This window comes from Chitinivibrio alkaliphilus ACht1 (assembly GCF_000474745.1).
GTDB classification, from domain to species: domain Bacteria; phylum Fibrobacterota; class Chitinivibrionia; order Chitinivibrionales; family Chitinivibrionaceae; genus Chitinivibrio; species Chitinivibrio alkaliphilus.
This window is the reverse complement of the sequence record NZ_ASJR01000019.1, coordinates 1-26,568: the sequence shown is the minus strand read 5'-3', so window position 1 is coordinate 26,568 and position 26,568 is coordinate 1. Positions and strand designations below refer to the sequence as shown.

22 protein-coding genes and 1 pseudogene are annotated in these 26,568 nt (G+C 49.3%); 11 read left to right on the top strand and 12 right to left on the bottom strand.

Features of this window, described 5'->3' with window-relative positions; genetic code table 11:
• Positions 1–21 precede the first annotated feature (21 nt).
• The 5 genes from mnmG to CALK_RS09210 form a co-directional block, all read right to left on the bottom strand.
• The gene (gene mnmG / locus CALK_RS09230) at positions 22–1,869 is read right to left on the bottom strand and encodes a tRNA uridine-5-carboxymethylaminomethyl(34) synthesis enzyme MnmG (protein WP_022637424.1); all 1,848 of its coding nucleotides are present in this window, start codon (positions 1,867–1,869) and stop codon (positions 22–24) included.
• 91 nt (positions 1,870–1,960) lie between these two features.
• The gene (locus CALK_RS09225) at positions 1,961–2,401 is read right to left on the bottom strand and encodes a DUF3859 domain-containing protein (RefSeq protein ID WP_022637423.1); all 441 of its coding nucleotides are present in this window, start codon (positions 2,399–2,401) and stop codon (positions 1,961–1,963) included.
• A gap of 81 nt (positions 2,402–2,482) precedes the next feature.
• Entirely contained in the window at positions 2,483–2,707 is a 225-nt protein-coding gene (locus CALK_RS09220; RefSeq protein WP_022637422.1) for a ferredoxin, read from the bottom strand.
• 8 nt (positions 2,708–2,715) lie between these two features.
• Positions 2,716–4,356: a hydroxylamine reductase gene (gene hcp / locus CALK_RS09215; RefSeq protein WP_022637421.1), complete on the bottom strand. Its 1,641-nt coding sequence runs from the start codon at positions 4,354–4,356 to the stop codon at positions 2,716–2,718.
• Between the two features lie 16 nt (positions 4,357–4,372).
• A complete protein-coding gene (locus CALK_RS09210) occupies positions 4,373–4,696 on the bottom strand; it encodes a cupin domain-containing protein (protein ID WP_022637420.1) in 324 nt (107 codons plus the stop codon).
• A 365-nt stretch (positions 4,697–5,061) separates the two neighbouring features.
• Here CALK_RS09210 and CALK_RS12915 point away from each other — a divergent pair, with 365 nt between their 5' ends.
• Positions 5,062–5,229: a hypothetical protein gene (locus CALK_RS12915; protein ID WP_155851845.1), complete on the top strand. Its 168-nt coding sequence runs from the start codon at positions 5,062–5,064 to the stop codon at positions 5,227–5,229.
• Positions 5,230–5,330: 101 nt separating this feature from the next.
• On the opposite strand, the gene CALK_RS09205 is transcribed toward CALK_RS12915, so the two are convergent.
• On the bottom strand, positions 5,331–6,515 hold the full coding sequence (locus tag CALK_RS09205) for an MFS transporter (protein WP_022637418.1): 1,185 nt from the start codon (positions 6,513–6,515) through the stop codon (positions 5,331–5,333).
• A gap of 242 nt (positions 6,516–6,757) precedes the next feature.
• Between CALK_RS09205 and CALK_RS09200 the strand changes: the two genes are divergently transcribed.
• Genes CALK_RS09200 through CALK_RS13205 form a run of 3 tightly spaced genes read left to right on the top strand, consistent with a single transcriptional unit; the run spans position 6,758 to position 9,693 of the window.
• Positions 6,758–8,095, top strand: coding sequence for an NAD-binding protein (locus tag CALK_RS09200; protein WP_022637417.1), 1,338 nt, complete (start codon positions 6,758–6,760; stop codon positions 8,093–8,095).
• Complete coding sequence (locus CALK_RS13210) at positions 8,092–9,126, top strand: TrkH family potassium uptake protein (RefSeq protein WP_022637416.1); 1,035 nt, start codon at positions 8,092–8,094, stop codon at positions 9,124–9,126. The genes CALK_RS09200 and CALK_RS13210 overlap by 4 nt, the downstream gene beginning before the upstream one ends.
• Positions 9,127–9,693 carry a TrkH family potassium uptake protein gene (locus CALK_RS13205; protein WP_204365309.1) on the top strand — a complete coding sequence of 189 codons (567 nt, stop codon included), beginning with the start codon at positions 9,127–9,129 and terminating at the stop codon, positions 9,691–9,693.
• On the opposite strand, the gene CALK_RS09190 is transcribed toward CALK_RS13205, so the two are convergent.
• The 6 genes from CALK_RS09190 to aroC form a co-directional block, all read right to left on the bottom strand.
• Entirely contained in the window at positions 9,679–11,226 is a 1,548-nt protein-coding gene (locus CALK_RS09190; protein ID WP_022637414.1) for an NAD(P)H-hydrate dehydratase, read from the bottom strand. The two genes, CALK_RS13205 and CALK_RS09190, sit on opposite strands and share 15 nt — an antisense overlap.
• A 55-nt stretch (positions 11,227–11,281) precedes the next feature.
• Positions 11,282–13,090: a glycerophosphodiester phosphodiesterase family protein gene (locus tag CALK_RS09185; protein WP_022637413.1), complete on the bottom strand. Its 1,809-nt coding sequence runs from the start codon at positions 13,088–13,090 to the stop codon at positions 11,282–11,284.
• A gap of 90 nt (positions 13,091–13,180) precedes the next feature.
• Positions 13,181–15,322, bottom strand: coding sequence for a glutamine synthetase III family protein (locus CALK_RS09180; protein ID WP_022637412.1), 2,142 nt, complete (start codon positions 15,320–15,322; stop codon positions 13,181–13,183).
• Positions 15,323–15,466: 144 nt separating this feature from the next.
• The gene (locus CALK_RS09175; protein WP_204365308.1) at positions 15,467–17,065 is read right to left on the bottom strand and encodes a sigma-54-dependent Fis family transcriptional regulator; all 1,599 of its coding nucleotides are present in this window, start codon (positions 17,063–17,065) and stop codon (positions 15,467–15,469) included.
• Complete coding sequence (gene acnA, locus CALK_RS09170; RefSeq protein WP_022637410.1) at positions 17,034–19,661, bottom strand: aconitate hydratase AcnA; 2,628 nt, start codon at positions 19,659–19,661, stop codon at positions 17,034–17,036. The genes CALK_RS09175 and acnA overlap by 32 nt, the downstream gene beginning before the upstream one ends.
• A gap of 70 nt (positions 19,662–19,731) precedes the next feature.
• Positions 19,732–20,787, bottom strand: coding sequence for a chorismate synthase (gene aroC / locus CALK_RS09165; RefSeq protein WP_022637409.1), 1,056 nt, complete (start codon positions 20,785–20,787; stop codon positions 19,732–19,734).
• 369 nt (positions 20,788–21,156) lie between these two features.
• Between aroC and CALK_RS13200 the strand changes: the two genes are divergently transcribed.
• From CALK_RS13200 to CALK_RS09125, 7 genes and pseudogenes are all read left to right on the top strand, one after another.
• On the top strand, positions 21,157–21,309 hold the full coding sequence (locus CALK_RS13200) for a DUF4282 domain-containing protein (RefSeq protein ID WP_022637407.1): 153 nt from the start codon (positions 21,157–21,159) through the stop codon (positions 21,307–21,309).
• A 197-nt stretch (positions 21,310–21,506) separates the two neighbouring features.
• Positions 21,507–22,142 carry a TetR/AcrR family transcriptional regulator gene (locus CALK_RS13440; protein WP_081698111.1) on the top strand — a complete coding sequence of 212 codons (636 nt, stop codon included), beginning with the start codon at positions 21,507–21,509 and terminating at the stop codon, positions 22,140–22,142.
• 4 nt (positions 22,143–22,146) lie between these two features.
• On the top strand, positions 22,147–23,352 hold the full coding sequence (locus CALK_RS09145; RefSeq protein ID WP_081698107.1) for an amidohydrolase family protein: 1,206 nt from the start codon (positions 22,147–22,149) through the stop codon (positions 23,350–23,352).
• 188 nt (positions 23,353–23,540) lie between these two features.
• Positions 23,541–24,158 (top strand): ion transporter, encoded by a 618-nt coding sequence (locus CALK_RS09140; RefSeq protein WP_081698106.1) that lies wholly within the window; start codon positions 23,541–23,543, stop codon positions 24,156–24,158.
• 460 nt (positions 24,159–24,618) lie between these two features.
• Entirely contained in the window at positions 24,619–25,785 is a 1,167-nt protein-coding gene (locus CALK_RS09135) for a 5-(carboxyamino)imidazole ribonucleotide synthase (protein ID WP_022637401.1), read from the top strand.
• Entirely contained in the window at positions 25,770–26,261 is a 492-nt protein-coding gene (gene purE, locus CALK_RS09130; RefSeq protein WP_022637400.1) for a 5-(carboxyamino)imidazole ribonucleotide mutase, read from the top strand. The genes CALK_RS09135 and purE overlap by 16 nt, the downstream gene beginning before the upstream one ends.
• Positions 26,262–26,312: 51 nt before the next feature.
• Positions 26,313–26,568 (top strand): annotated as a pseudogene (locus tag CALK_RS09125) (hypothetical protein); the annotation flags it as partial.

Below are 26,568 nucleotides of genomic sequence, written 5' to 3'. Positions count from 1 at the left end.
CCCCATGTTTCACGTGAAACACTATTGTTTATTCAACTGTGTTATATACATAATTAGAACCGATACATCTGCAGGAGTTACTCCGGGCACTCGTGAGGCCTGCCCTATTGTTTGCGGCTGTACCTGCGACAATTTTTCGCGACTCTCGGTTAAAAGTCCTGTTATGTCAGCATAGGAAATATCCGCAGGAATACACATGGTCTCCATGCGTTGATTTCTTGCAATTTCCTCAAGATGTTTCTTAACAAACCCGGCATATTTTATATCTGCCTCTACCCCGGCACGCACTTCAGAACTATATTGAGAAGAGCATAGCCCGCACGCCGCGAGAACCGGTAGCAACGACACCTCGGGCCGTCGAAGAAACACGCTGGCCCGCACGCCTTGAGTGATTGACACACCGGTGTGCGATGCAGCTGCATCTGCTCCAACTGTGGTAGAGTCGAGGAGCGTACGTAGCTTTTCCTTTTCCGCCCACACAGCCTGCCGAGACGCATATACCTCAGAAGATACAAGGCCTACGGCAACCCCTAGGGGCATGAGTCGTTCATCACACGTGTCGTAGCGCAGAAGAAGTCGGTATTCTGCGCGAGAGGTAAACATGCGATAGGGCTCTTCTGTTCCTTTTACCACGAGGTCGTCCACAAGAACTCCAAGGTATGCTTCGTCTCGTCGGAGAACAAGTGGCTCTTTGCCACGAACAGCCTGTGCAGCGTTGATTCCTGCAAGCAAGCCTTGTCCAGCCGCTTCTTCATACCCGGAAGTTCCATTGATTTGCCCTGCAAAATAGACTCCAGGAAGTACTCGGGATTCAAGGGTTCGATTTAGTTGGTTGGGACAAAAATAGACATACTCGATGGCATAGGCGGGCTTTATCATGCGGGCCTGTGAAAACCCCGAAAGGCTGCGCAGCATCTGCTCCTGCACAGCAACAGGAAGCCCCGTGGAAAAGCCGCTCACATACATTTCAGGACGACCATTCCCTTCGGGTTCTAAAAACAAACCGTGGCCAGAACGATCTCCAAAGCGAACCAGCTTGTCCTCAATAGATGGACAATATCGCGGCCCAACCCCCTGTACCGACTGCAATCCATATACGGGCGAGCGGTGCAGGTTGTTTCGAATAATTTCGTGTGTTTTTGAGTTTGTTCGGAGCTCCCAGCAGAGAGCGTCATTGGTGAGTGGTTTATTCGTAGCATAGCTAAATGGTACCGGGGTCGTATCCCCCCTTTGTGGGGTCAAGGCAGAATAGTCAATGCTATCGCGGTGTACTCGCGCGGGGGTTCCTGTTTTTAGGCGGCCCGCGCGAAGGCCGAGCTGTTCCAGACGATGGGCTAGTCCTGTGGAGGCTCGCTCTCCCATGCGTCCACACGACACTGTTTGCGCACCGATGTGCGCACAGCCTTCAAGAAACGTTCCCACTGTAAACACACAGCGCTTTGCGACCACGGTGGTGCCGCACTCCGTGGAAAGACGCCACGAGGAGCCTTCTGGCGCAAGATCAACAACCATGTCCTGTAAAAGGGAGAGCCCATCGCATGCAAGAACAGCTTCACGAACAAGGTCGCGGTAGCGAAACCGGTCGACCTGTGCGCGGAGGCCGTGTACTGCAATGCCCTTGCTTTTGTTGAGGACGCGAAATTGAATACCTGCTGCATCGGCAATACGGCCCATGACACCACCAAGGGCGTCAATTTCCCGAACAATAGTGCCTTTTGCCACCCCTCCCACAGAGGGGTTACAGGACATTTCTCCAAGATAGTCTACATTGCCCGTAATAAGGAGAGTAGCACAGCCCATTCGGGCCGAGGCGATACTTGCCTCAACACCTGCATGGCCGCCACCAATAACTACGACATCGTATTCCATAAGCCTCATTCATTAATTTGCTATAAAATACATCATTTCCGTGTAAAAAATAAAGTGTTTCACGTGAAACATGGGAATCGCTCAGTTGGAGTTACAGATGTTCCCGTGCATGACGTGTGATAAGGTCGTCGTACAATGTGGGTTCAGAAACAACGGTGAAGGTCGTATCTGCAACAACACGACCCTTAATCTGAGAGATAATACGCCAGGGGCCACACTTGTCATCAAGGGGCTCCCAGAGGGTGTCGCCCACGTATGCCTGAAAAGCGTTGCTTCGTATTGGGATTGATCCGACAAAATCTGGTGTGATATCTCCGCTACTATTTAAAAAGGGAGGGTGGATAATTCGATAGTCAAGGGCTGTGCCCTTCCCCCCGCGGATATAGAGAAGATAGCCAAATTCAGATTCTACCCGAGCGGGTATGGTTTTGGTAAATTTGAGGAATCGAGGGAGTTCACGACATTGGTTACTCCACTTCGCAAATAGACCGTAACACTCAGTTTCAACGGCCACGGACTTTCCCCGTTTCATCTGCCTCCTGTCGCGACAATTATCAGTGTGTAATATATGTTATGAAAAGAAGAAGAGGAGGCCCTGCCTCCCCTACTATTGTTAGTCCTTGCCGATAGCATCAACGGGACAATTTTCCCGGGCATCCTCACAGGCGGCCCGCTCATCATCGTCTGAGGGCTGTGTATGTACATAGGCCAACCCGTCATCATCCAGGGTAAAGGTGTGGGGAGCACTCCCCACACAGAGTTCACAACCGATGCAGGAGGCATCCACAAACCATGCTCCGGCAACATTGTTTTCATTTTTATTGCGTGCATCTGCCATACTTCCTCCTATGCAGTAATCATCTCTTTTATATCCTGCTCCACCTCTCCTACTCCTCCAATACCGAAGGTTTCCACAAGGATATTGGCAACATTGGGAGAAAGAAAAGCCGGCAGGGTGGGACCAAGATGAATGTTTTTCACCCCGAGGGAAAGCAGGGCAAGAAGAACAATCACCGCCTTTTGTTCATACCAGGCAATATTGTACACAATGGGAAGATCGTTGATATCCTCAAGGCCGAAGACCTCCTGAAGCTTCATGGCAATTACCGCAAGGGAATAGGAGTCATTACACTGTCCCGCGTCAAGGACGCGCGGAATACCGCCAATATCTCCAAGGTCCAGCTTATTATACCGATACTTGGCACATCCCGCTGTGAGAATCACCGTATCCTGCGGAAGGGCTTTGGCAAAATCAGTATAGTAATCGCGGGATTTCATACGACCGTCACAGCCGGCCATGACAACAAACTTTTTAATTGCACCTCCCTTGACGGCATCAACCACTTTGTCTGCCAGGGCAAGGACCTGATTGTGAGCAAAGCCACCCGTAATAGTGCCCTTCTCGATTTCCTTTGGAGGCTCACACTCCTTTGCATGGGCAATAAGGGCGGAAAAGTCCTTGTTTCCCGCAGCATCAGCCGCAATATGGGTACATCCATCAAAACCGGCGGCGCCTGTTGTGTAAATTCTGTCTTTATACTCTTTTGCAGGGGGAGTTATGCAGTTTGTGGTAAAAAGAACAGGGCCGTTAAAGCTCTTAAACTCTTCATTTTGTTTCCACCATGCATTTCCATAATTTCCCACAAAATGGTCATATTTTTTAAAGGTGGGATAATAGTTGGCCGGAAGCATCTCCGAATGGGTATACACATCAACACCCGTTCCCTTTGTCTGCTCAAGAAGACGCTCCATGTCTTTAAGGTCGTGACCGGAAATAAGGATAGCAGGGTTATTGCGCACACCAATATTTACCTCGGTAATTTCAGGATTACCGTAGGCCTCTGTATTTGCAGCATCAAGAAGGGCCATAACATTCACACCAAATTTTCCGCACTCAAGGACGAGGTTGGTCAGATCATCCGCGGAAAGAGTATCATCAAGGGTGGCAGCCAGGGCTTTATAGATAAAATCGGTAATCTCCGTATCTTTTTTGCCCAAATTCGCCGCATGCTCATAATACGCCGCGATACCCTTTACTCCGTACGTAAGAAGCTCACGCAGGGAGCGTACATCTTCATTTTCCGTGGCAAGGACACCCACTTCAGAGGCCTTTTCCACCATTTTGTTTTTTCGTAATACCGCGTCCAGAAGGTTGCCCTTCAGATGAAAAGAGAGGGCATCCGTATCGGCAGAAATTCCGGCGGATTGTATGAGGGAGTCACGGATTTCCAGTGCCTGGGCAATATCTTTTTCAAAGACGGCGCCATCGAAATTGGCATTGGTAATTGTTTTAAATATGCCCGTAATAACAAAGGTGTCAACCTCTTCATCACGGGTGGCACCACGCTCTACGGCCTGGGCAATCCCCTTGAGAGCATAGATAAGCAGATCCTGAAGATCGGCCACATCTGCCGGTTTCCCGCAGACGCCCTTTTGTGATTTACAGGCAACGCCGCCTGCTGCTTCCTGACATTGATAACAATACATAGAGACCTCCAATAGGTTATGTAGATGGGTTTGGGGTTTTTACAACAAGAACACGTGCTCTTTCGTCACGATTATTTCCAAGGAAATGACGAATATGAGCAGGGCTTTCAATACACATATCCCGGCCATACTCATTACTTTCATCACCCACATATACGGTGACAGATCCTTCCAGAACATAGAAAAACACATCCACAGGTGTTTTGTGCGGAACCAGCTCCTCCCCCGGCTGGAGGGTGATATGCATCACCTGCGCATCTTTTTTGCTGTAAATATTTGCCACCCTGACATTGTGAACGGGGTGCGTTTTTTCCGTGTCTTGAAAGTAGCAGTACTTCATAGGGCTTCCTTTTATACGTGTTACATTTATCCAAGATACACCATTATAAAAAACGAGGCTGTAACATATGTTACAATGTTGATGGATTTTGTTTTTATGCATGTATGATTCTTTGGTATAACTGATTTGAAGAACAATGCAAGGGAAATTTTATTTGTACTATACTATCCTCGCATTTATGGATGCTAAAATAAGGATTGCCAGCGGTTTTGCTCTTGGTGCATATAAAGAAATTGCGGTGATGTGTAGGCATCATATTTGAAAATATGGTACACTCAGTAGAGAAAGAGTGTTGACAATGTCACGAAATGACACATGTTGGGTGTATTATATCTATACAGCCCACAAACAGTTTAGGAGATTTTATGATACCACCGAATAGACATGAACGGAAACAAAATCGTAAGCGTTTTGAAAAAATGGCTATTGTGGATGTCACGGGAGAAGAAAAGGAGTGGAGTGAACTTACTGCAAGAGAGAAAAAGGCGGTGAAGGAAAAATGTAAGAGAACTGAAAACCTGTTTTATTATTAGGAATGGCAGCTATGAGTTACAAACAAGAGAAATGCCTGGAAGTGAGCTTTCATTACATTCCGATTGATTGCGCGCGCAGTATGCGTTTGTGCGATACTCCATCACCCACGGCGAAACCAAAGGCTTGCCCCGGCACCAATAAGGGCGACCATGGCGGCAGTAAAAAAGCTGGCATGCAGAGAAACGATACGCTGTATGCTTCCAAGGAATAAGGGGGCAAAGGTCATGCCGGTGTATTTGCAAATATTGAAAAGGGCAACCACACTCCCCTGTGAAACCGGAGTGGCAACAGACACAGCCCGGGAAAAAATGAGAGGTTGAATAAGGCCAAAACCACAGCCAAAAAGCAGGGAAAAAAGGACTACTCCCCCTGTAGATGGGGCGTTTACAAAGCCAAAGAGAGCAAGGGCAACCAAGATATATCCGCAGAGGAGTGTTCGTGAGGTTCCCAAGCGGTGTGAGAAGAATACCGCCCGAGTTGAGACAAGAGCTGCGCACACACCGTTTACTCCCAAAAGAAGGCCGGAAAAACGGGCGCCTTCGTCATAGACTTGCACAACATACAAGGGGACGAAAACAACAAAGGCATAGAGCAGAAAAAATGTTAAAAAGGAAAAAAAGAGTACAGATGGAACTCCTGGAAGAATGCTGCTTTTGAGAAAGGAGCGTCCGTATAAAAGAAATGAGGTATCGTTTTTTTCCTTTTTATCAGAAGAATCTCCATGGGACACAAACAATAAAAATAAGGGTGCATGGAGAAGCGGAAGCAGATACACAAAGAAGGGGGCCCGCCAATGAAAATCTGCTGCAAGGCCACCCACAAGAGGGCTAACGACACCAAAAAGGGCGATAGTTCCACTTAAATACCCCATGTGGGCCAAACGAGCTTCTCCGCCATACCAATTTCCGATATAGGTCATGGAAAGGGGGATGAGTCCAGCAATTCCAAATCCTTGGATAAAACGAAACAGCAGGAGGACTGGAAAAGAGGGAGCAATGGGGCAGAGCACGCCAAAAAAACCAATCAGAAAGAGACAAACACCCCCCACAGCTCTTGTATAGCCCTGATCGATATAAAACCCAATACAGGGAAGCCCCAGGGCCGCAGCTGCAGTATAGACTCCTAAAACCAGGCCGACCTTCTCCGAAGAAACATGAAAGGGGTCTGCCAAGGCAGGGAGCACCGGCGCAAGTAAACTTCCCCCCATCACTCCAAAACCACCCATGATCAGAAGCAGGATAAGAGAAAGGGAGGATCTCAGTGAAGTGCCGTGCATAGGGGACATGGCAGCTGCTTTCGTGAAAAGGTAACACAACTATCAATCAATCTCAAATATATATCACGGGAGCATATCGTTTACGGCACCACTTCCACCCCTGCAGAATACGGCGGTTGGATAGGGTTCTGTGGAAGGAAGTATTCTTTCCGGTAACGCCTTTTCCAGAGCATGTCCTCTTTTCTCAGAAATACGGTAGTAGAAAGACCATGGGATATACTTTAACCGGGAGCGTCACGTGAAGATTATTTGTGGGTATTTCCCTTACAAAACAGCTTGAGAAAGAGCACACAAAACCTGACATAACCATTATCGAGAGTAATTTTGAAACCTACCAATCCTTAACCTCTGGAAAAATGGATATACGGGTTATTCACGGTGAAGGGGCTGATCCGCAAAAGTTAATCGAAGCAAATATCGGTGATACGGACATTCTGATAGCGGTTACCGCAAAGGATGAGCTGAATATACTTACCTGTCATCTTGCGGCAAAATATCAAGTTCCAACGCGGGTGGCTCGACTTATAAGCCCCAAATATACGCAGGAGATTTTTGAGCTGGAGAAACTCGGTGTTACCGATATCATCCAACCTGAAACCGAAACCATGGAGTATATTCTCGAATATATTCGAACGCCCTCCGTATCAGAGCTGGTTGATTTTCACAAAGCCCGAATTGCTCTGAGGAACTTTGCTGTGCATCCCTCCAGCCCTATTGTGCATAAGACCGCCTCTGAAATAAGTGCCATGGAAGGAATGGATCACATACTGTTTCTTATGATCTACCGCAATCAAGAAGCCTTGATTCCACGCGGAGATACGGAGATTCTCCCGCACGATGAAATCGTAACCATAATGCCACATCATAAACTCCCTAATTTCCAAAAAATCTGTATCGCCTCCGAAGAGCGTATACAGAAGGTAACCCTCTGTGGAGATACACCCATGGCAGTGGCGCTTGCTGCGCAGTTAGAGAAACAGGGCAAGAAGGTTACCCTTATCTCTGAGGATGCGTCCTTCTGTCATATCTGTGCTGAAAATTTACACGGCACAGATGTGTTTCACGGAGATCCGGGAAATGAAGAGACCCTTATTGAAGCGGGCGTTCATAGTGCAGAAATATTTGTATCTCTTGGAAAAAACGGCGAAGAAAATGTGATGACCAGTCTTCTTGCCAAAGCAGAGGGAGCACAGCGTGTGCTTGCCGTGACAAATAATCAAAAACACGCACAACTTTTTCATACCCTCGGCATCGATCTGTTAATTCAGCCCACGAGCCTTACCATACATCGTCTGTTTTCAGACATAACGGGTATTTCGCGGAAAAGCATATTTAAAAGCAGAAAGAATGATGCAGGAATGAATCGTTTTTCCCTTGGGGAGAATAGTAAGCTTGCGGGTGAATCTGTTGTTTCAGTGCGGGCAAAGGCAAAGGCAAAGGTAGACTTCATTATCGCTTGTTTGGTACGGGATGAAACGTTTCATGTTGTCCGCGGCGATACGGTGTTTGCTCCCGGAGATACAATTATGGTCTTTTTTACGGCAAATAATGAAAAAGCAGTAAACCGATTCTTTGAGAAGAATGTATGAATAACGGTTTTGTCATCCATACCATTGGTTCACTGCTCCAGCTTCTGGGGGTAATACTTCTCATCCCCCTGGGAATTGCCGTGTTAGAAACTCCCTCTGGAGAATCTCTTCAGACCATCTTGAGTACTGCCCCGGCATCGGGATTTTTTATTTCCTGTTTGGTAACGGTGTGTGTCGGTACGCTTTTCAAGATACAAAAACCCCCCACCCTCGTGGGGAACGGTATTCGTGAAGGCTTTGCCATTGTTACCTTTGGTTGGATTTTCCTGAGTCTCTTTAGCGCCATTCCTCTTTGGGTGTACTTTATGGAGAGCTCTGGCACTTCGTCCCTTTGGTTTCACCAGTTTACCGATGCGTTTTTCGAAAGTATGAGCGGGTTTACCACTACGGGCTCAACCATATTACGCGATATCGAGGCTCTTCCTAAGTCGCTTCTTTTTTGGCGGAGCATGACCCACTGGTTGGGCGGAATGGGTATTGTTACCTTGGTTTTAGCTATCTTTCCAGCATCGGGGATAACAGCATATCAGATGTTCCGTGGTGAAGTTCCCGGGCCAACGGCAGAAAAAATAGGCCCGCAACTGGGACATACTACAAAGGTGCTTTGGGGGGTGTACATCCTTTTAACCCTGGCGGAGACCCTTCTGTTGACCCTGGGAGGCATGACTCTTTTTGATGCACTTTGTCACTCCTTCGGCACCATGGCAACAGGTGGGTTTTCTACAAAAAATGCGAGTATCGGCTACTACGATTCTGTCAATATTGATACGGTGATCACCATCTTTATGTTTTTGGCGGGCATGAACTTTATGTTGCATTATGCCCTTATCTTTCAGCGTTCTCTGGCGGTGGTTACCACCAATCGCGAGTTTCGTTTTTACGCAATTCTTGTTGCCGGAGCCATTCTTTTTTCCACGGTGGTATTGCGTACGCAGGGGGTGCAGGATGAACGCACGATCAGCTCGTCCTATCGATCAGCCCCGCTTTCCTCCGAAGAGATTCATCAGAAAATAGATACTGAGCAGGAGTGAATTGCCACTCTTCCGGGGGCCGTACGGGTCAGTAGTTTTCAGGTTATTTCCCTTATTACCACTACGGGGTACGGAACTGCCGACTTTGATGTATGGCCCAATGCGGTGCGGGTGCTTCTGGTGATTCTTATGTTTTTCGGTGGGTGTGCAGGTTCTACGGCTGGGGGAATAAAAATGATCCGTATTCAAGTGATCAGTAAAGCGGTCCTTCGCGAAATTCAGCGAATTATGCATCCCAAAATTATAAAGTCAGTGAAAGTGGGTAATGTGGCCATAGAAGAAAAACAGGTGGCAAATATTATCGGCTTCTTTCTCTTGTTTATGCTTTCGTACATTACCATAACCTTTCTCATGAGTTTTTTCTTAGAAGATTTTACTACCCTTGTAACAGCGGTGACAGCCTGTTTGTCAAATATTGGACCGGGCCTTGCCGGGGTGGGAGCAACGGAGAATTTTAGCTGGATCCCCCTTCCGGGAAAGTGGATCCTCTCCGTGGCAATGCTTTTGGGACGGTTGGAACTCTACACGGTATTTGTCGCACTCTCGTTTCTCTCATGGAAGCGGTGAAGCAGGGTCCGATGTACCACTAAGAGTGTGATGTATGGCACGACCAATATAGCTTGGCAGGTCTGAGGCTCGTAAGGCGTGTTCACCCTGCTCATCAGCAAACAACTCTGCCCCCCGCCCATGGAGAGCAACGCCGGCAAGGGCGGCATTAAGGCTGTTGCATCCCTGTGCTCGAAATGCTGCGATACACCCCGCAAGGACATCCCCTGTTCCTGCCGTAGCAAGGGCACTATTTCCATACGTTGAAAGGAAGACCTCCCCCGTGGGAGCGCCAATTAGAGTTGGCATTCCCTTTAAAACAAGGACGCACCCATAGGATTGTGCCACGTGGGAAACACGACTGATCCATTCGGTGCCGTAGGGCGGAAGTGGGCCGAAAAGCCGTTGCCACTCCCCTGCGTGAGGGGTGAGAATGGGGGTGTCAAGCTGCCGTAAAAGTTCATCATGACCGGCAAAGGCCGTGAGTCCATCGGCATCAAGCACCAATTGAGTAGGGTACAGAGAACAAAAGGTGCGTATCTCTTCTGCTATACGGGGATCTCGTGAGAGCCCACACCCCACAAGACGTGCCGTAGAACGACGCAGGGCCGTGGCCAGGGGCTCTTCATTCTTCCATGTTGTTACCGGGAGGACACGGGGAATGCAGACTGTTTCCATACAGCCGAAGGTCATGGCAGAAAAAGAGTCTTCAGGAAGCGCCGCGTAGACCATGCCGCACCCCGAACGAAAGGCGGCACGCGCACTTAGTACTGCCGCGCCGGTCATTCCCGGGCTTCCCGTAAATGAAAAGAGAACGCCGTGGTCGTATTTGGAACCTCGGTCTTGACGTCGTGGAATAGCCGCAGTAACACGGTTTTCATCCAAGAGATATACCGAGTCTCCATGGCGCTGTACTATCTCCTTTGGGTAGGGCAGAACGCGACAGATACACCGACCGAGAACCGATGTATCAGTGAAGTAATGTCCAACCCGAGGAAATCCAAGGCTCAGGGTCCACGACGCCTGTAAAGCTCCGGGATATACCTCAGCCGTGGCGGCATCTACTCCAGCGGGGGAATCAACGGCAATCACGGGACGGTTTGAGCGATTCATATGGGCAACACAGGGCGCAACACGGCCACGCACGGGCCCTACAGCTCCGGTGCCCAATAGCGCTTCAATGTATACATCCGTGGGGGGAAGTTGAGAGAGATCTTCCGTATGGGAAAGGATGTCTATTTTTCCGTAGGTTTTTTCATAGAGCCGTACCGCAGCAGCTCCCTCTGCGGTGCGTACCGTCCCAAGGCAGAGAGGAAGAACTGCATATCCGGCACGGCGCAGCAGCCAGGCCAGATACACCCCATCTCCTCCGTTATTTCCGGTTCCGCAAAAGATGGTGATATGTCGCCACCCGTGAATCCCGCAGAGGTGGTGTACCTCTTCAAAGAGAGCCTTTGCTGCACATCCCATGTAGTAAAAGCCACGATCAACATCGTTTTGAATTGTGTCTTGGTCAATCGCCCGCATTTGAGATGGCGTTACAATAAAAGTCATACCCACTCCTTGATACATCGGTGAATAGGTTCGTCAATACATAAAGAGGCACACCCTACCAAATCCAATTTCGCATACGCAGCAGGAGCCGTTCCCCCTCTGAAAGACCTTCTTTCTCTTGACGAAGTGCAACCAGCCGTGCCGGATAGTCCGTGATAATATTATCCACACCGTGATCAATAAAGCGAGACATGGCCCGGGGATCATTTACGGTCCACACATGTACCTCGTAGCCCCGTTCCTTTTTTCGTCGCACCAAGGCGGGTGTGATAAGTGCATCACGAAAGGCAAGTATATCCGCATCAAGATTATCCATGCTCCCAATGGAGGAGTGAACAAATAAGCTGGTACGTACCTCAGGCATTTTTTGGTTGACCTTCGCCAAGGTCTCCGGGGTGAGTGCGGCAATAATAGTTTCTTCGTGACAGGAGTACTTTCTGAGAAGAGAGTCTACCGCGCGGATCAAGGCGCCTTTATTCGGTCCCGGCTTTATCTCAAGATAGGGACGTGCCCGGCCACAGATGCGTTCCAAGGCTTCATTCAGGGTAAGTATGGGCTCCTTGGCAAAGGCGGGAGAAAACCAGCTTCCCCCATCCATAGCGGCAATTTCATCCATGGAGACCTCCCATACCGGGCGAGGATCACCGGCAATACGGAGAAGATCACGGTCATGCAGGAGTATGGGAACCCCATCGGCGGTACTGCGAATATCAAGTTCCACATAATCTGCCCCCTGTGCAAGGGCAAGGTCGATGGCAGAACGACTGTTTTCCGGTGCCTCGGCAGAACTGCCCCGATGCGCTGTGACAGCAGGATATTCATGTACATCTACCATGAACATCGCCCAGGAAAATTGCAGGAGTGCCCCCATTACAATAACAGCTTCCACACCCCAGGCAAAGGCCCCGGCTTGGGGCGGGGCGTGCGGTACTGGCGGCGGGATAGACGCATGGGGGCTTCGGCGTCGGTAAACCGCAATGGTGAGAAGACTGTTGAGGGATACGGCTCCAAAGGAGAGCAGGGTTGTAAGAAGCAGGGATACCACAACAAGGGTTGCCATAAGAGAGATTTGCATAGGATAAACCTCTGGCACCATGGCAAGAAGCATTCCCCCTGCCTGTTCAGCAAAGAAGGTTATCATGGCCGGTACAGCCGATACAATGATTGCCATGGTGAGCACGGCACCGGCAAGAATGGTACGTATTCCTCGGGTGCGTTCTACACTGCCACGCAGGGCTGCAAAGGATGAGCGATTTTCAAGGATCATAATAGGAAGGGCTAAGAACCAGCGTAAATAGAGCCAACCGTTCAAAAATAGGGTGCTACAAAGAGGAGCTACTGCTGCCACACCAAAATGCCATACCTCCCGAGGATGTTCATTAACCACAAAATAGATGTCAAAATCCCCGAGATAGGCATGATAGAGCGCGTGTATGAGTAATACCCCCGGCAGAGATAGGACCACATGGGCACTTACTTGCACGAGGGCAAGGGAAAGCAAACGCGGGAGACGACGAAGCAGGCGCCACATTACTCCCAAGGTACCTCGCGGTTGATCTACAGCACCATACAATGTAATAAGCATCATACCAGCGTGTTGCAGAAAACTCAGTACCGATGCGGCCGTGAGTGAGGCAATGGCCCAAAAAACTCCTGCGGGGGTAATAAAAAAAGAGAGAAGGTCCATATTTCCCACCATGGTATGCCCTGTTACACGAAGTAACCCCGCAAGGGCCCACCCAGAAAACGGAGCAAGAAGCACTACCGTAAGTATGGAATAGTAGATATGAAAGAGAAGATAGGCACGGCCATGCCGCCGAAACGCTCGCGAAATGACCGTGTAGAGGGAACGAACCAAACTCATAAAAAAAGACCTCCCGAAACAGTTATACGTAAATATATTACGCTTCGGTGAAGGTCAAACCCCCCTTCCCTGCGGGAAGAGGGGGATATTCTACATAATAAAGAGCATTTCCCGATATTTTGGCAGGGGCCAGATACGATCATCCACACACTCTTCAAGGGTGTCTACACTGGTTCTGACCGCCTCCATGGCGGCTATAATTTCTTTTGCACCACCCTTTTCCACGGCCGCCTCCAGAGCTTCATTGGCAGTGGAGAGCTCATCTACACAAGTTCCCAGCTCATCAAGCTCTTTCTGTATGGCCTTACTTCCCACGCGACTCAGGGCAGCTACGGCTTTCAAGGTGGAAGCATAGACTCCCATCTGCTCTATTGCCGCAGGCAAGATTTTTGTCCGGGAAATATCAAGGGCCACTTTTCCCTCAATATCAATAGTATGGGTATACTCCTCTGTAAATACCTCATGGCGAGATTCCAGCTCGCGCTCGTTCATCACATTGTACATGCTGAAGAGGGCGCGATTTTTCTCTGAAAGAAGATGGGGCAAGGCTTCGGGGGTTGTTTTGAGATTGAGAAGTCCCCGTTTCTCAGCCTCTTTCACCCATGCATCGGAATAATTATCCCCATTAAAGATAATCCGTTTATGGTATTTTATGGTATCGGCAAGCACCTTCTGGAGCCCCGCTTCAAAATTATCCCGGTCGATGGATTCCATCCGTGTGGCCAGTTCATCAAGGGATTCTGCCACAATAGTGTTCAGCACGATATTGGCACCGGCACAGGAGTGGGAAGAGCCCACGGCACGGAATTCAAATTTATTCCCCGTAAAGGCAAAGGGGGAAGTACGGTTTCTGTCTGTAGCATCCATGGGAAGACGGGGCAGAATCTCGGCGCCGATATTCATTACGCCCCCCTGTTTGGTTGAGGAAAGGTCTTCACGCTCTAGCTGTTCTATAACATCTGTAAGCTGCGACCCCAAAAACATGGAAATAATGGCAGGCGGCGCTTCGTTTGCTCCGAGGCGATGATCATTTCCCGCCGAACCCACAGCAATACGAAGAAGATCGGCGTGTTTATCCACCGCTGCAATAATAGCACAGAGAAAGGTGAGAAACTGAACGTTTTTATGGGCATCCTCTCCCGGCTCAAGGAGATTTTCCCCCTTATAGGACAGGGACCAATTATTATGTTTTCCCGAACCATTCACCCCGGCAAAGGGCTTTTCATTGAGAAGACAGACAAAACCGTGGCGATCACTCACCGAGCGCAGGGTCTCCATAACCAGCATATTATGATCCACGGCAATATTGGTCTCTTCAAACTGTGCCGCCAGTTCAAACTGCGCCGGGGCAACTTCATTATGACGGGTCTTGGCGGGTATCCCCAGACGCCAGAGCTCACGATCAAGCTCAGACATAAAATCAATAACCCGGCTTTTTATGGATCCAAAATAATGGTCATCCATCTGCTGATTTTTAGCCGAAAGCTTTCCAAAGAGGGTACGTCCTGTTTGGACAAGATCCTCCCGGGCATAGTAAAACCGCTTATCTACGAGGAAATACTCCTGCTCCGCCCCAAGGGTTGTACGTACCACATCATCGGCTGAAACCTCCCGGAAAAAGGATAGTACCCGCTTGGCCTTTTCAGAAACAGCCTCCATGGAACGCAGAAGGGGGGTCTTTTTATCCAGGGCCTCGCCCGTGTAGGAGCAAAAGGCTGTGGGAATACAGAGGGTTGCCCCATGGGTATCACGTCTGATAAAGGCAGGGCTGGAGGGATCCCAGGCAGTGTATCCCCGTGCTTCAAAGGTTTCCCGAATACCGCCGGAGGGAAAACTGGAAGCATCGGGCTCACCCTGTACAAGGTTCTTTCCGGAAAAATTCATGAGCACTCCCCCCGTATCATCGGGCTCGATAAAGGAGTCATGTTTCTCCGCCGTTGCACCGGTGAGCGGCTGAAACCAATGCGTAAAATGGGTGGCACCCCGTCCGACAGCCCAGTTTTTCATAGCCGTGGCCACCTCATCGGTAATAGCAGGATCAAGGGGAGCTCCTTCGCGAATGGTTCGGGTCAAAGAGCGTACCACCTCTTTGGATAGTACCTTTTTCATGGTTCTGAGGTTGAACACATCGGTTCCATACTCATCGGTAAGGGAAAACCCTCCGGAGGATACGCACGTATCTCCCGGTTTTTCTGCGGAAATGGCTCGCACCGCTTCGCTTCGTGTTGTCATAGTTACTCCTTTTACAGGTTCAATCAGTTGCTATGACCCATAAAAGCAAAGGACGTGCCAAAGGGAACCCAGCCTCTGTGGAGACCTTTGCAAAAACGAGTGGTACAAAATTGTATTTTTATTGTCGCGCGATACAATATTGTATCAAGCTCCCCCGGTGCGGAATTTTTTATAGGCGATCCCATATTTTGTGATTTTATACTGAATAACCCGCTTTGTGGTATGGAGCAGGCGGGCAGCCTCCGCCTGATTGCCCCGTGCATCCTTGAGGGCATCGATTATCAATTCCTTTTCATAGACCGCTATCTTTTCCGCAAGGCCCGGCTGCCCCGGTGCTTCCGCAGATAATTTTTCCTTCATCTGCAGGCTGGGGGGAAGATCATGGGCATCAATGACGGAGGAAAAGGAAACAATAACGGCCCGCTCAATAACATTTTCCAGCTCCCGCACATTTCCCGGCCAGTGATATGCCGACAGCATTTCAATGGCAGGGGTACTTAAACGGGTAATTTTCTTTTCATGGCGGCGTGCATATGTTTCGATAAAATAATCGGCAAGGAGAAGAATATCCGCCCCACGATCTCGCAGGGGGGGAATAAAGAGGGACATCACATTAATACGGTAGTAGAGATCTTCGCGAAAATTTCCCGCCTGAACAGCCTCTTCAAGATTTTTATTGGTGGCACAGATCAGGCGTACATCAATTTTTCTCGGTCGGGAAGAGCCCACGGTATACATCTCCTTTTCCTGTATCACCCGCAAAAGGCGGCTCTGGGCACTGCTGCTCATATCTCCAATCTCATCCAGGAAAAGAGTGCCCCCCTCTGCCTCTTCAAAAAAACCACGCCGCGACCCCGCTGCCCCCGTAAAGGCCCCCTTAGTATGTCCAAAGAGTTCGCTTTCCAAAAGAGTTTCAGGAATGGCGGCGCAGTTTACCGCCACAAAGGGCTTGTCCTGGCGCGCACTTTTCTCATGGAGCGTACGGGCCACCAACTCCTTACCCGTACCGGTCTCACCGCGAATAAGCACCAGCGTATCAAGGGGAGCTACCTGGGCTATCTGCGTGTAGAGTGCTGCCATGGCACTGCTGTTTCCAATAATGCGATCTGATCGTCCTGCATCTGCACGTTCGGAGAGATGCTTTTTGAGCTGGCGGTTTTCCCGTTCCAGGGCCTCAAGCTCCGCCTTTTGTTTTCGTCGCGCCTGCACCACCCGGCCAATAAGATCGGCCACGGCCTGCAAAAAAAGAAGGTCCTTATTCAAAAGGCTCTCATCATCGGAGGCAGGCCTGTCACAGGAGAGGGTACCGATATTTTTTCCCCGGGAGGTGATGGGAACACAGAGGAACGAGAGATTTTCCAGGGACACCTCGCGGCGCGCCCCCGTTTTATCAAGGAAGGAGGGATCTTCGGCAATACGGGGAATCAGGGCGGGGGTTCCCGTCTCCGCCACTCTGCCCAGCACCCCTTCGCCAATGCTGTACCATCCCTTTTCTATCTCCCGGGGGGAAAGGCCGCGGCTGATATCAATGGCCAGCTCCCGTCCCGATGCCTTCAGGATGGCAATGGTGCCCCGTTCAAAGCCCGCCTCCTGCTCAAGAATGGCAATAACACCATCCAGCATAACAGAAAGGGCATTCCCGGAGCTCAGCTCCCGGGATATGGAAAAGAGGATTTGCAGCTGCCGCAGTGAAAAATCCCGTCCATCCATCTTACTGCCCCGCCATGTTGCGCAGTACCGCATGAAGTATCCCGCCATGGCGAAAATAGTGGAGCTCCCCCGCCGTATCTATGCGGGCGGTGAGCTCACAGCAACGGCTCTGTCCATTTTCATAGGCAATATCCATATACACGGTCATACCGGCGGCGGGTTCAGGATATTTCAGACGCAGGGAGATTTCTTCACGTCCGGTTAATTGAAGTTGTTTTCGCCCATCATTTTTTTGAAACTGCAGGGGAAGCACCCCCATACCGATGAGATTGGAACGATGTATTCGTTCAAAGCTTTCGGCCACCACAGCCCCCACGCCAAGAAGGCGGGTACCCTTGGCAGCCCAGTCTCGGCTGGAGCCGGTACCGTATTCAGCCCCGGCAATAACCACAAGGGGCGTATTTTCACGCCCGTAGGCCATGGCTGCATCGTAGATGGGCAGGGTGCGTCCCGATGGAATATGGATGGTATAGCCCCCTTCCACGTCCGCAAGCATTTCATTGCGGATACGAATATTGGCAAAGGTACCCCGCATCATCACCTCATGGTTTCCCCGCCGGGAGCCGTATGAATTAAACTCCGCGGGGGATACCCCCTGCTCCTGCAGCCATTTTCCCGCAGGAGAATCTGCAGGGATTGCCCCGGCCGGGGAGATATGATCCGTGGTGACCGTATCACCGAGCAGTGCCAGGATACGCCCCTGCTTCAGGACAAATTCATCGCGGGGGGGGCTGGTGATATCATCAAAAAAGGGCGGGGCCTGAATATAGGTGGAGTCTTTATTCCACGCATAGGTATTCCCCCGGGGAACTGCCATCTCATTCCATCGATCATCCCCCGCAAAAACGCTCGCATAGCGCTGAGAAAACATCTTAGGAGAGAGATTTTTTCGGATATATTCCTGAATCTCCCCTTCGGAGGGCCAGATATCACGCAGATAGACCGGTGTGCCCGCCGCATCCCGTCCCAGGGGATCTTCCTGCAGGTTGACATGCATACTCCCCGCCAGGGCATAGGCCACCACAAGGGGCGGTGAGGTTAGATAGCTGTCTTTCACATCCGGGGAGATACGTCCCTCAAAATTTCGATTTCCCGAAAGGACCGCCGCTACATTAAGTCCGTGATCGGCAATGGCCTGTGAGATATCTCTGTTCAGGGGGCCGGAATTTCCAATACAGGTGGTGCAGCCATATCCGGCAAGGGTAAAGCCGAGACGATTGAGATAGGGGGTAAGATCTGCCCGGGAAAGATACTCCGTTACCACCTGCGACCCCGGTGCAAAGGATGTTTTTACCCTGGGAGATACGGACAACCCCTTTTCATACGCCTTTTTTGCCAAAAGCCCTGCGGCAACAAGTACCGCCGGGTTTGAGGTATTGGTACAGGAGGTAATGGCGGCAATAACCACATCTCCGTGACTCAGACTTCCCCCCGTATCTTTCAGAGGTACGGAGATCTTTCCTGTGGTATCTCTCCCCTCTTTTCCCGCCAGAATATGCGGTGCACGGGCAAGGGGGATTCTGTCCTGTGGGCGTTTTGGCCCTGCAATGGAGGGCTCCACCTGAGAAAGATCGAGGCTGAGGATTTCCGTAAAGCGGGCCGGCCTGTGGGATGGATCATTCCACAACCCCTGTTCCTGGGCATAGGCACGCACCAAATCAACCTCATGGGATGTACGTCCCGTAAAACGAAGATAGGCAAGGGTCTCATCATCCACGGGGAAAAACCCGCAGGTGGCACCGTATTCAGGGGCCATATTGGCTATGGTTGCACGATCGGCAATGGAAAGATGCGCCAGTCCCGCACCGTAAAACTCCACAAATTTCCCCACAACTCCGTGAGTACGAAGATGCTCTACCACTGTAAGGACAAGATCTGTAGCCGTCACCCCCTCACGCAGTTCACCCCGCAGCTCATAGCCCACAACCTCGGGAATCTGCATCGTCACGGGCTGATTCAGCATGGCCGCCTCAGCCTCAATCCCGCCAACTCCCCAGCCAAGGACAGAGAGACCGTTTATCATGGTGGTGTGTGAGTCTGTTCCCACACAGGTATCGGGACAGGCAGTTTTCTCACCCCCCTCTACCCGTATCCACACCACCTTTGCGAGATATTCGAGGTTTACCTGATGCACAATACCCGTTCCCGGCGGCACCACACGAAAATTATCAAAGGCCTCCTGCCCCCATTTCAAAAAGCCGTATCGTTCACCGTTGCGGGCATATTCTGCGGCAACATTTTTTTCAAAGGCATCCTCCGTACCATAATAATCCACCGTGACTGAATGGTCAACCACCAGATCCACGGGAATCTGCGGAGAGATATCCCCGGGATTTCCCCCAAGACGGGCCAGGGCGTCACGCATGGCCGCAAGGTCAACCACGGCGGGAACCCCCGTGAAATCCTGCATCACCACACGCACGGGGTGATAGGCAATATCCTGAGAGGAGTATCCCTTTTCAAGCCACTGCTCAAAGGCAGCAATATGGCCTTCTTCCACAAAGGGGCTTTCGGCATTACGTAGAAGATTTTCCAACAATATTTTCAGGGACACAGGGAGGCGATCCACCCCGTCCACTCCGGTTGCATGGAGTGAGTAAATGGTATACTCCTCAGTTCCCACGGTCATCTTTTTTTCACATTCATCATATCACCTCCCGTTTCAGGGGATAAAAAAAGCACCCGAAGGTGCTTTACTGTTACAGATTCTGGCTTTCAAAGCGCTTGTAATGATCCTCAAGGACCAATCCCGCCATGGCCTCCACCACGGGCACAATGCGGGGACAAATGCAGGGATCATGTCGTCCTTCCGTGCGGATAACCCGCTCATTTCCGTCAAGATCAACGGTGTCCTGTTCTTTTGATATGGAGGATGTCGGTTTTACGGCAATGCGAAAATAGATCTCCTCCCCCGTGGTAATCCCGCCAATGACTCCACCGGCATTATTTGTTTTAAACCCATGGGCATCCATGGCATCGTTATGTTCACTGCCCTGAAGATCTGCCGCGGCAAAGCCCCGACCAATCTCAAAGCCCTTCACCGCCCCCAGGGAAAGCATCGCCTTGGCAAGATCAGCCTCAATCTTATCAAACACCGGTTCACCAAGTCCCTCCCTGACGCCCGTAATACGGCACTCCACAATGCCGCCCACACTGTCTCCTTCCTGAGCCAGGGCTTCAATACGTGAGACCATCTGTTCCGCAGCAACGGGGTCACAGGCCCGCATGGGGTTGTTTTCTATCTCTGCAGGATTATAGGTGGTGCAGCTGATACCTGCCGTGCGGGAGGTGTAGGCCGTAATGGAGACCCCGCGCTGACTGAGAAGTTTTTGTGCCACGGCACCGGCGGCAACCCGCGCTGCCGTTTCACGTCCTGAGGCCCGACCGCTCCCCCGATAATCCCGGATACCGTATTTTTTGAGATAGGTATAGTCTGCATGACCGGGACGAAACATCTCTTTTATATCGTTATAGGCGCTGGGCTGGGCATCCTTATTATAGAGAATCATCAAAATGGGTGTTCCCGTTGTTTGCCCCTCAAAAATACCGGACAAAAGATGTACCTTGTCCGGCTCCTTACGGGGAGTGGTTACGGAGGACTGACCCGGTTTTCTTCGATCGAGCTGTTTTTGAATATCCTCTTCGGAGAGGGCAAGCCCCGGAGGAGCACCGTCAAGGACACAGCCTACGGCGCCACCGTGGCTTTCTCCGAAGGTACTAATGCGAAAAAGAGTTCCGAAAGTGCTGCCGGACATACCACCTCCTCAGCGTGCTGGCTGAGCCAAAAAGGCCCGTGTATTATCATTTCCTGTACAAAAATATAGAACAGGCCCCCTGCGGTGTCAAAAGAAAGATCGTCTTTTATGCGTTTTACCCACGAAGACCTGCCTGTACAAGAGTGTTTTTCCACGCAATACGCCTCTACACAACAGAGAGTATTAAAAAGATCTTGCGAAAGTATGTTTGTCAAGCTACACTGTGTGTACATTTTAACTGTAGTTTCATTTTTACAGAAGTACCAGCATGAAAGAATTTCTCTTTTTCGACACCATGATCGTTCCCAAAATTATCACCCTTATCTACTGGCTTGGCCTGTTGGGTTCTATTGTTGCAGGGGGGATTGTATGATTAGCAACGGGGGTATTATGGGCATTATTGCCGGTCTTATCACTATGGTGGCAACAGCCCTGTTTGCACGTATTTACAGCGAGCTCATGATTGTTCTTTTCAAGATTAACGACAATATCCGGCGACTGGCGGAGAAAACAGGGGCCTAACTCCACACCAAATACCGGTGATGCTACCAACACAATATCACCGCCCCCTTTGCTTAAAGAAAAGCACCAAAAAAGTTTGCATTATTGGGTAAAATAAATATATACTCAAGTATAGAACAATATTCTATGCTTGAGTCACCTATGCCATACAGAACATCAAAAAAAACACAACAAAGAAAAGATAAGAAAAAAAACATATCATTCACACAGCGGAGTATCTTTTCGGCAAACAGGGATATACCCAAACCACAATTAAGGATATTACCACCAGAGCAGGCATATCGGTTGGCACATTCTATTTCTATTTCAATAACAAGGGTGAACTCTTTCAGCACTTATATGACGAATTCGCAAAAAAACTGCAGATAATATCTGATTTTGCCCTCAAAAAAAGCGACCTCGGTGTAATAGAGGGCTTTTGCAGATACAAAGCGGCAGAATTATGGACCTTCCAGCAGTTGCAGGAAATTGCAAAGACAATGCTAATTGAAGCTCCGGGATTTGACCCCCTCTTTGAGAAAAAAAGGGCACACACATTTCACAAATCCAACGAGCGTGTTGAACACATATTTAAAAACCTGTGCAAACACGGTCACGTACATATACAGGATACAAAAACAGCAGCATTGTTATGTAATGGCTCCCTCTACAGTGTGGTAATGGAATGGCTTCAACAGAATCGTACTCAACCCTTAACAGAATATGCCTATCCAATTATCATATTCAATCTCAACGCCTTTCAACTAAAGTATGTCGAAGAGATGGTTCAGACTTACATCACAGAAACAATATCCGATATAGATACCTTTTTTCATTTTAACAAATGGGTGTAGTATAATGAACATAATGCAGACAACCTTCGTTATTGTATTCGCCACGTTGAGTGTCGTAATGTCAGCCGAAAAAACCCCCGAAGAGGATTCCAACAAAAAAACCATCGTACTGTACAACGGCCTGATTATCGATGGAACTGGCACACCTCCCATAGAAAACGGCGTAGTGGTAATACAGGGAGAGCGAATTACAGCTGTTGGATCACGGGAAGAAATAAAGATTCCACAGAAAGCTGTGAAAAAAAATCTGGAGGGAAAAACCATATTACCGGGTTTCATTAATACCCATGTACACTATGCCTATGATGAACGAAATCTCAAAAAATGGCTTAGAGCGGGAATAACAACCGTGCGTGACCTATGTCCCGGAGAAAGCAGAATGCCCGGCTCCACAGGAGGGAACCTGACCTATATACGTAAACGGGATACCCTGAATCAACGCACAGACCTTACCAGAATACTATCCGCCACATCTATTATGGGCGTTCCCGGCGGATATGGCTATGGAAGCAGATTCTCCTCTGTAAAAGAGGCTCAGGAACTGGTAAACAGCTATATTGATGACAATGTTGATGTTATCAAATTTGCAATTACAGATTTTGAACAGGGGCGACCGTGGGAACTGCCAACATTTGAACAGATTCAGGCCATAACAGAAACAGCACGATCACGGGGAATAAAAACATCGGCACATATTAATCTTGCAGAACATTTACAATGGGCAATTGATGCCGGAGTTGATGATATTGCTCATATGGTTGTGGATCCTGTTGATGATACTACAATTCAGCAAATTATTGATGCGGGAATTTACTGGATTCCAACCCTGGAATTATGGGATATTGTAAGTTCGCAATTTAGCCTTGACTATCGTGATGTAGCCATGGAAAATCTCAAAAAATTTTACCAGGTAGGGGGAAAGATAGCACTTGGAACTGATTTTGAAGGGTTTATGGGCGACTTTGATCGCGGTTTTCCCCGTACTGAAATACAACTTATGAAAAAAGCAGGGATGTCAAATATGGCTATTATTGTAGCGGGAACAAAAAATGCCTCCTTTGTATGCGGTATAGAAGAAGAGCTTGGTACATTGGAAGCTGGAAAAATTGCTGATATTATGGTTGTTTCAGGAAATCCCCTGCAGGACATTACGCATTTAGAAAAAATATTTTTGGTGCTGCATGAAGGAATCGTTGCATATGAAAAATAAAATCAGATGGAGGTAACGGTGTCAAAAAATAAAAAAAGAGTAGGATATCACTCCCATGATACAACGAAAGGACGGTACTCATTAAAACAATCCCTGTATACCCTCCTAACCCCTTTAGGAAAAACCAAAGATGCAGGATGGTACATTGATCTCTCTATTATCATCATCATTTTTTAAATGTAACGGCAATTATTCTGGAGTCAGTTGAATCGGTATATCTACAATACGAATCATTTTTTTCCATCTTTGAGGTATTCTCCGTAACGGTGTTTACCATTGAATATCTTGTGCGCATATGGACCGCCAACATACACCCGGCATATAAGAAACCCCTGTGGGGCAACCTGAAATTTGCTGCAACCCCACTCCTCATTATAGATTTATTGGCGATCCTACCCTTTTACCTCCCCTTTCTCGGAGTAGATCTACGCTTACTCAGGGTATTCAGAATACATCGACTGCTTCGACTCTTTAAAATAGCCCGCTACTCCACAGCCCTATCTCATATAACCTCTGTGTTCAGGGATAAAAAGGAAGAGCTTTTTACAGCCCTTTTCTTTACATTTCTCCTTCTGGTACTAACGGCAACACTCATGTACCATATTGAAAACCCTGCGCAACCGGAAGTCTTTTCAAGTATTCCCCAAACAATATGGTGGGGAGTAGCCGCCCTTACCACCGTTGGATATGGAGACATCTATCCCATCACTCCCCAGGGACAAATACTGGGTGCAATCATTGCGATCATTGGCATCGGTATATTTGCCCTCCCCGCGGGTATTCTGGCATCGGGGTTCTCCGAATAAATTTCCCGAAAAAACCACAACGACATGGGCTGTCCCCGGTGCGGTTATGGCAAAACATCCCACACCGGGAGCTGACAAATGGAGATTGCGGCAGTATTCACGGAAATTCTCCCATGTGGTATTGCCCCAACTGAGATTTCCATATCCTTCAACAAAAGGGCGTATTTAGTATCACAGTATACATAAAAACCATCCCCGCAAAATCATGAAAACTTGTGGCCGCCTCTGCCAATCACGGTTTCCAATAGACATATTCCCTTACGAAAGATACATACTTTTGTCTGACGCAAGGTTTCTCTTTCCAATACTACCCTATTACATACTCCTCACACTCTCCCCAAAATGCAGGGGATTTATTCACTCCCGAAGCTGTTTTTTTTGTATATTATCTCAGCCGGCAGGGTGAAGATCCTGCCTCCCCGCAAGGTACAAAAGAAACCGCCCTTTTGAAAGACAGCATATGGAAGAATTTGTAACATCAGATTTGATAATTGGCATCATCTCCGGCGGACAGCTGGGAAAAATGCTTATTCAGGAAGCAAGCAAGTGGGATATGACCACCTATGTCCTTGATCCCGACAAGGATTGTCCCGCCGCACAGATCGCCACCCGCCATATAGAAGGGAGCAACCTCGATTTTGATGCGGTCTACCGCTTTGGCAAAGAGGTGGATCTTCTCACCTTTGAGATTGAAAATGTTCACATGGGCGCCCTTAAAAAACTGAAATCCGAGGGAGTACGCATCGCCCCCGATCCGGACGTTCTTGAATTGATACAGGATAAGGGAAAACAAAAGACCTTTTATACTCGCAACGATATCCCCACCGCCCCTTTTCATCTCTACGAATCAAAGGAGCAAATCCTCCACGCCCTTGATGCAGGGCATATCACGGTTCCCTTTGTGCAAAAACTGCGCACAGGTGGCTACGATGGCCGTGGTGTTGCCGTGATCACCCACACAAAGGATCTTGAGAAACTTCTGGACGGCCCCTCGGTGATTGAGGAAAAGGTGGCCATAGAAAAGGAGATATCCCTTATTGTGGCCCGCAACAAAGCCGGTGAGACAGCCACCTATCCCCTTGTGGAGATGGAGTTTGACCCACAGGAAAATCTGGTGGACACCCTTTTTTGTCCCGCTTCAGTGACGGAGCAACAGGGCACAAAGGCCCGCGAGGCCGCAGAAAAAATCGTCTCCCTCCTGAATATGGAGGGGCTTTTGGCAGTGGAATTATTTATTGACTCCACGGGGGATGTTCTGGTAAATGAAGTGGCCCCCCGTACGCATAACAGCGGCCATCACACCATTGAGAGCGTTATGACGTCGCAGTTTGAACAGCACCTGCGGGCCGTCCTGAATCTGCCCCTGGGAAGTACTGAATTAAAACGCCCCGCCGTGATGGTAAATATTCTCGGAGAGCCCGGTTTTGAAGGCCCCGTACGCTACACAGGGCTTTCTGAGGCCCTTGCCATGGCGGGGGTAAAGATACATTTATACGGCAAGAAAATCACCCGGCCCGCACGAAAAATGGGCCATGCAACCATCCTCGCCACCACACTGGACGAAGCACGAAAAAAGGCAAAACGGGTACAACAATTAATAAAGGTGACATCATGGAAGAAAAAATAGTCAGTATCGTCATGGGGTCAGATTCGGATCTGCCCGTAATGCAGGAAGCCGGAGACATTCTTGATGAACTGGGTGTGGCCTGGGAAGTGGACATTGTATCTGCCCACCGCACCCCTCAAAAACTCTACGATTTTGCCGCAGCAGCACATACCCGCGGTGTTGGGGCCATTATCGCCGGCGCAGGTGGCGCGGCCCATCTGCCGGGAATGGTGGCGGCTATATCTCCCCTGCCCGTAATCGGTGTTCCCATTAAATCACGAAATTCCATTGACGGGTGGGACTCCCTTCTTTCCATACTCCAGATGCCCGCTGGCATTCCCGTTGCCACGGTTGCCCTCAACGGAGCAAAAAATGCGGGTATCCTTGCCGCACAGATTATCTCCGTGGGAAACAGCTCCGTTCAGGAATCCCTGATTGCCTATAAGAAACAATTGCAGGAGACCGTGGAAAAAAAGGCTGAAAACCTCAAAAAATAGGCACGGACAGTTAGATCTCCGTGTGTATACAAAAAAACAAGGAAGCCTTCCATGAACCGCTTTCACACCAGGGCATACCGCCTTACCACCCATATCATGATCCTTGCAGGCATTGCCTCCCTCGGAGGGCTGTTTTTGGATGGTCTGTATCAGGATACTGAATTTATACGACATATCTGGCGGGGCAATGACATCATAACCCTTACCCTGGCCATACCCCTCATGTATATATCCCGGCGCCGGAGTAACAAAGGTTCACTTTCAGGCACGATCCTCTGGCTTGGATCTCTCTGGTATATGGTGTATA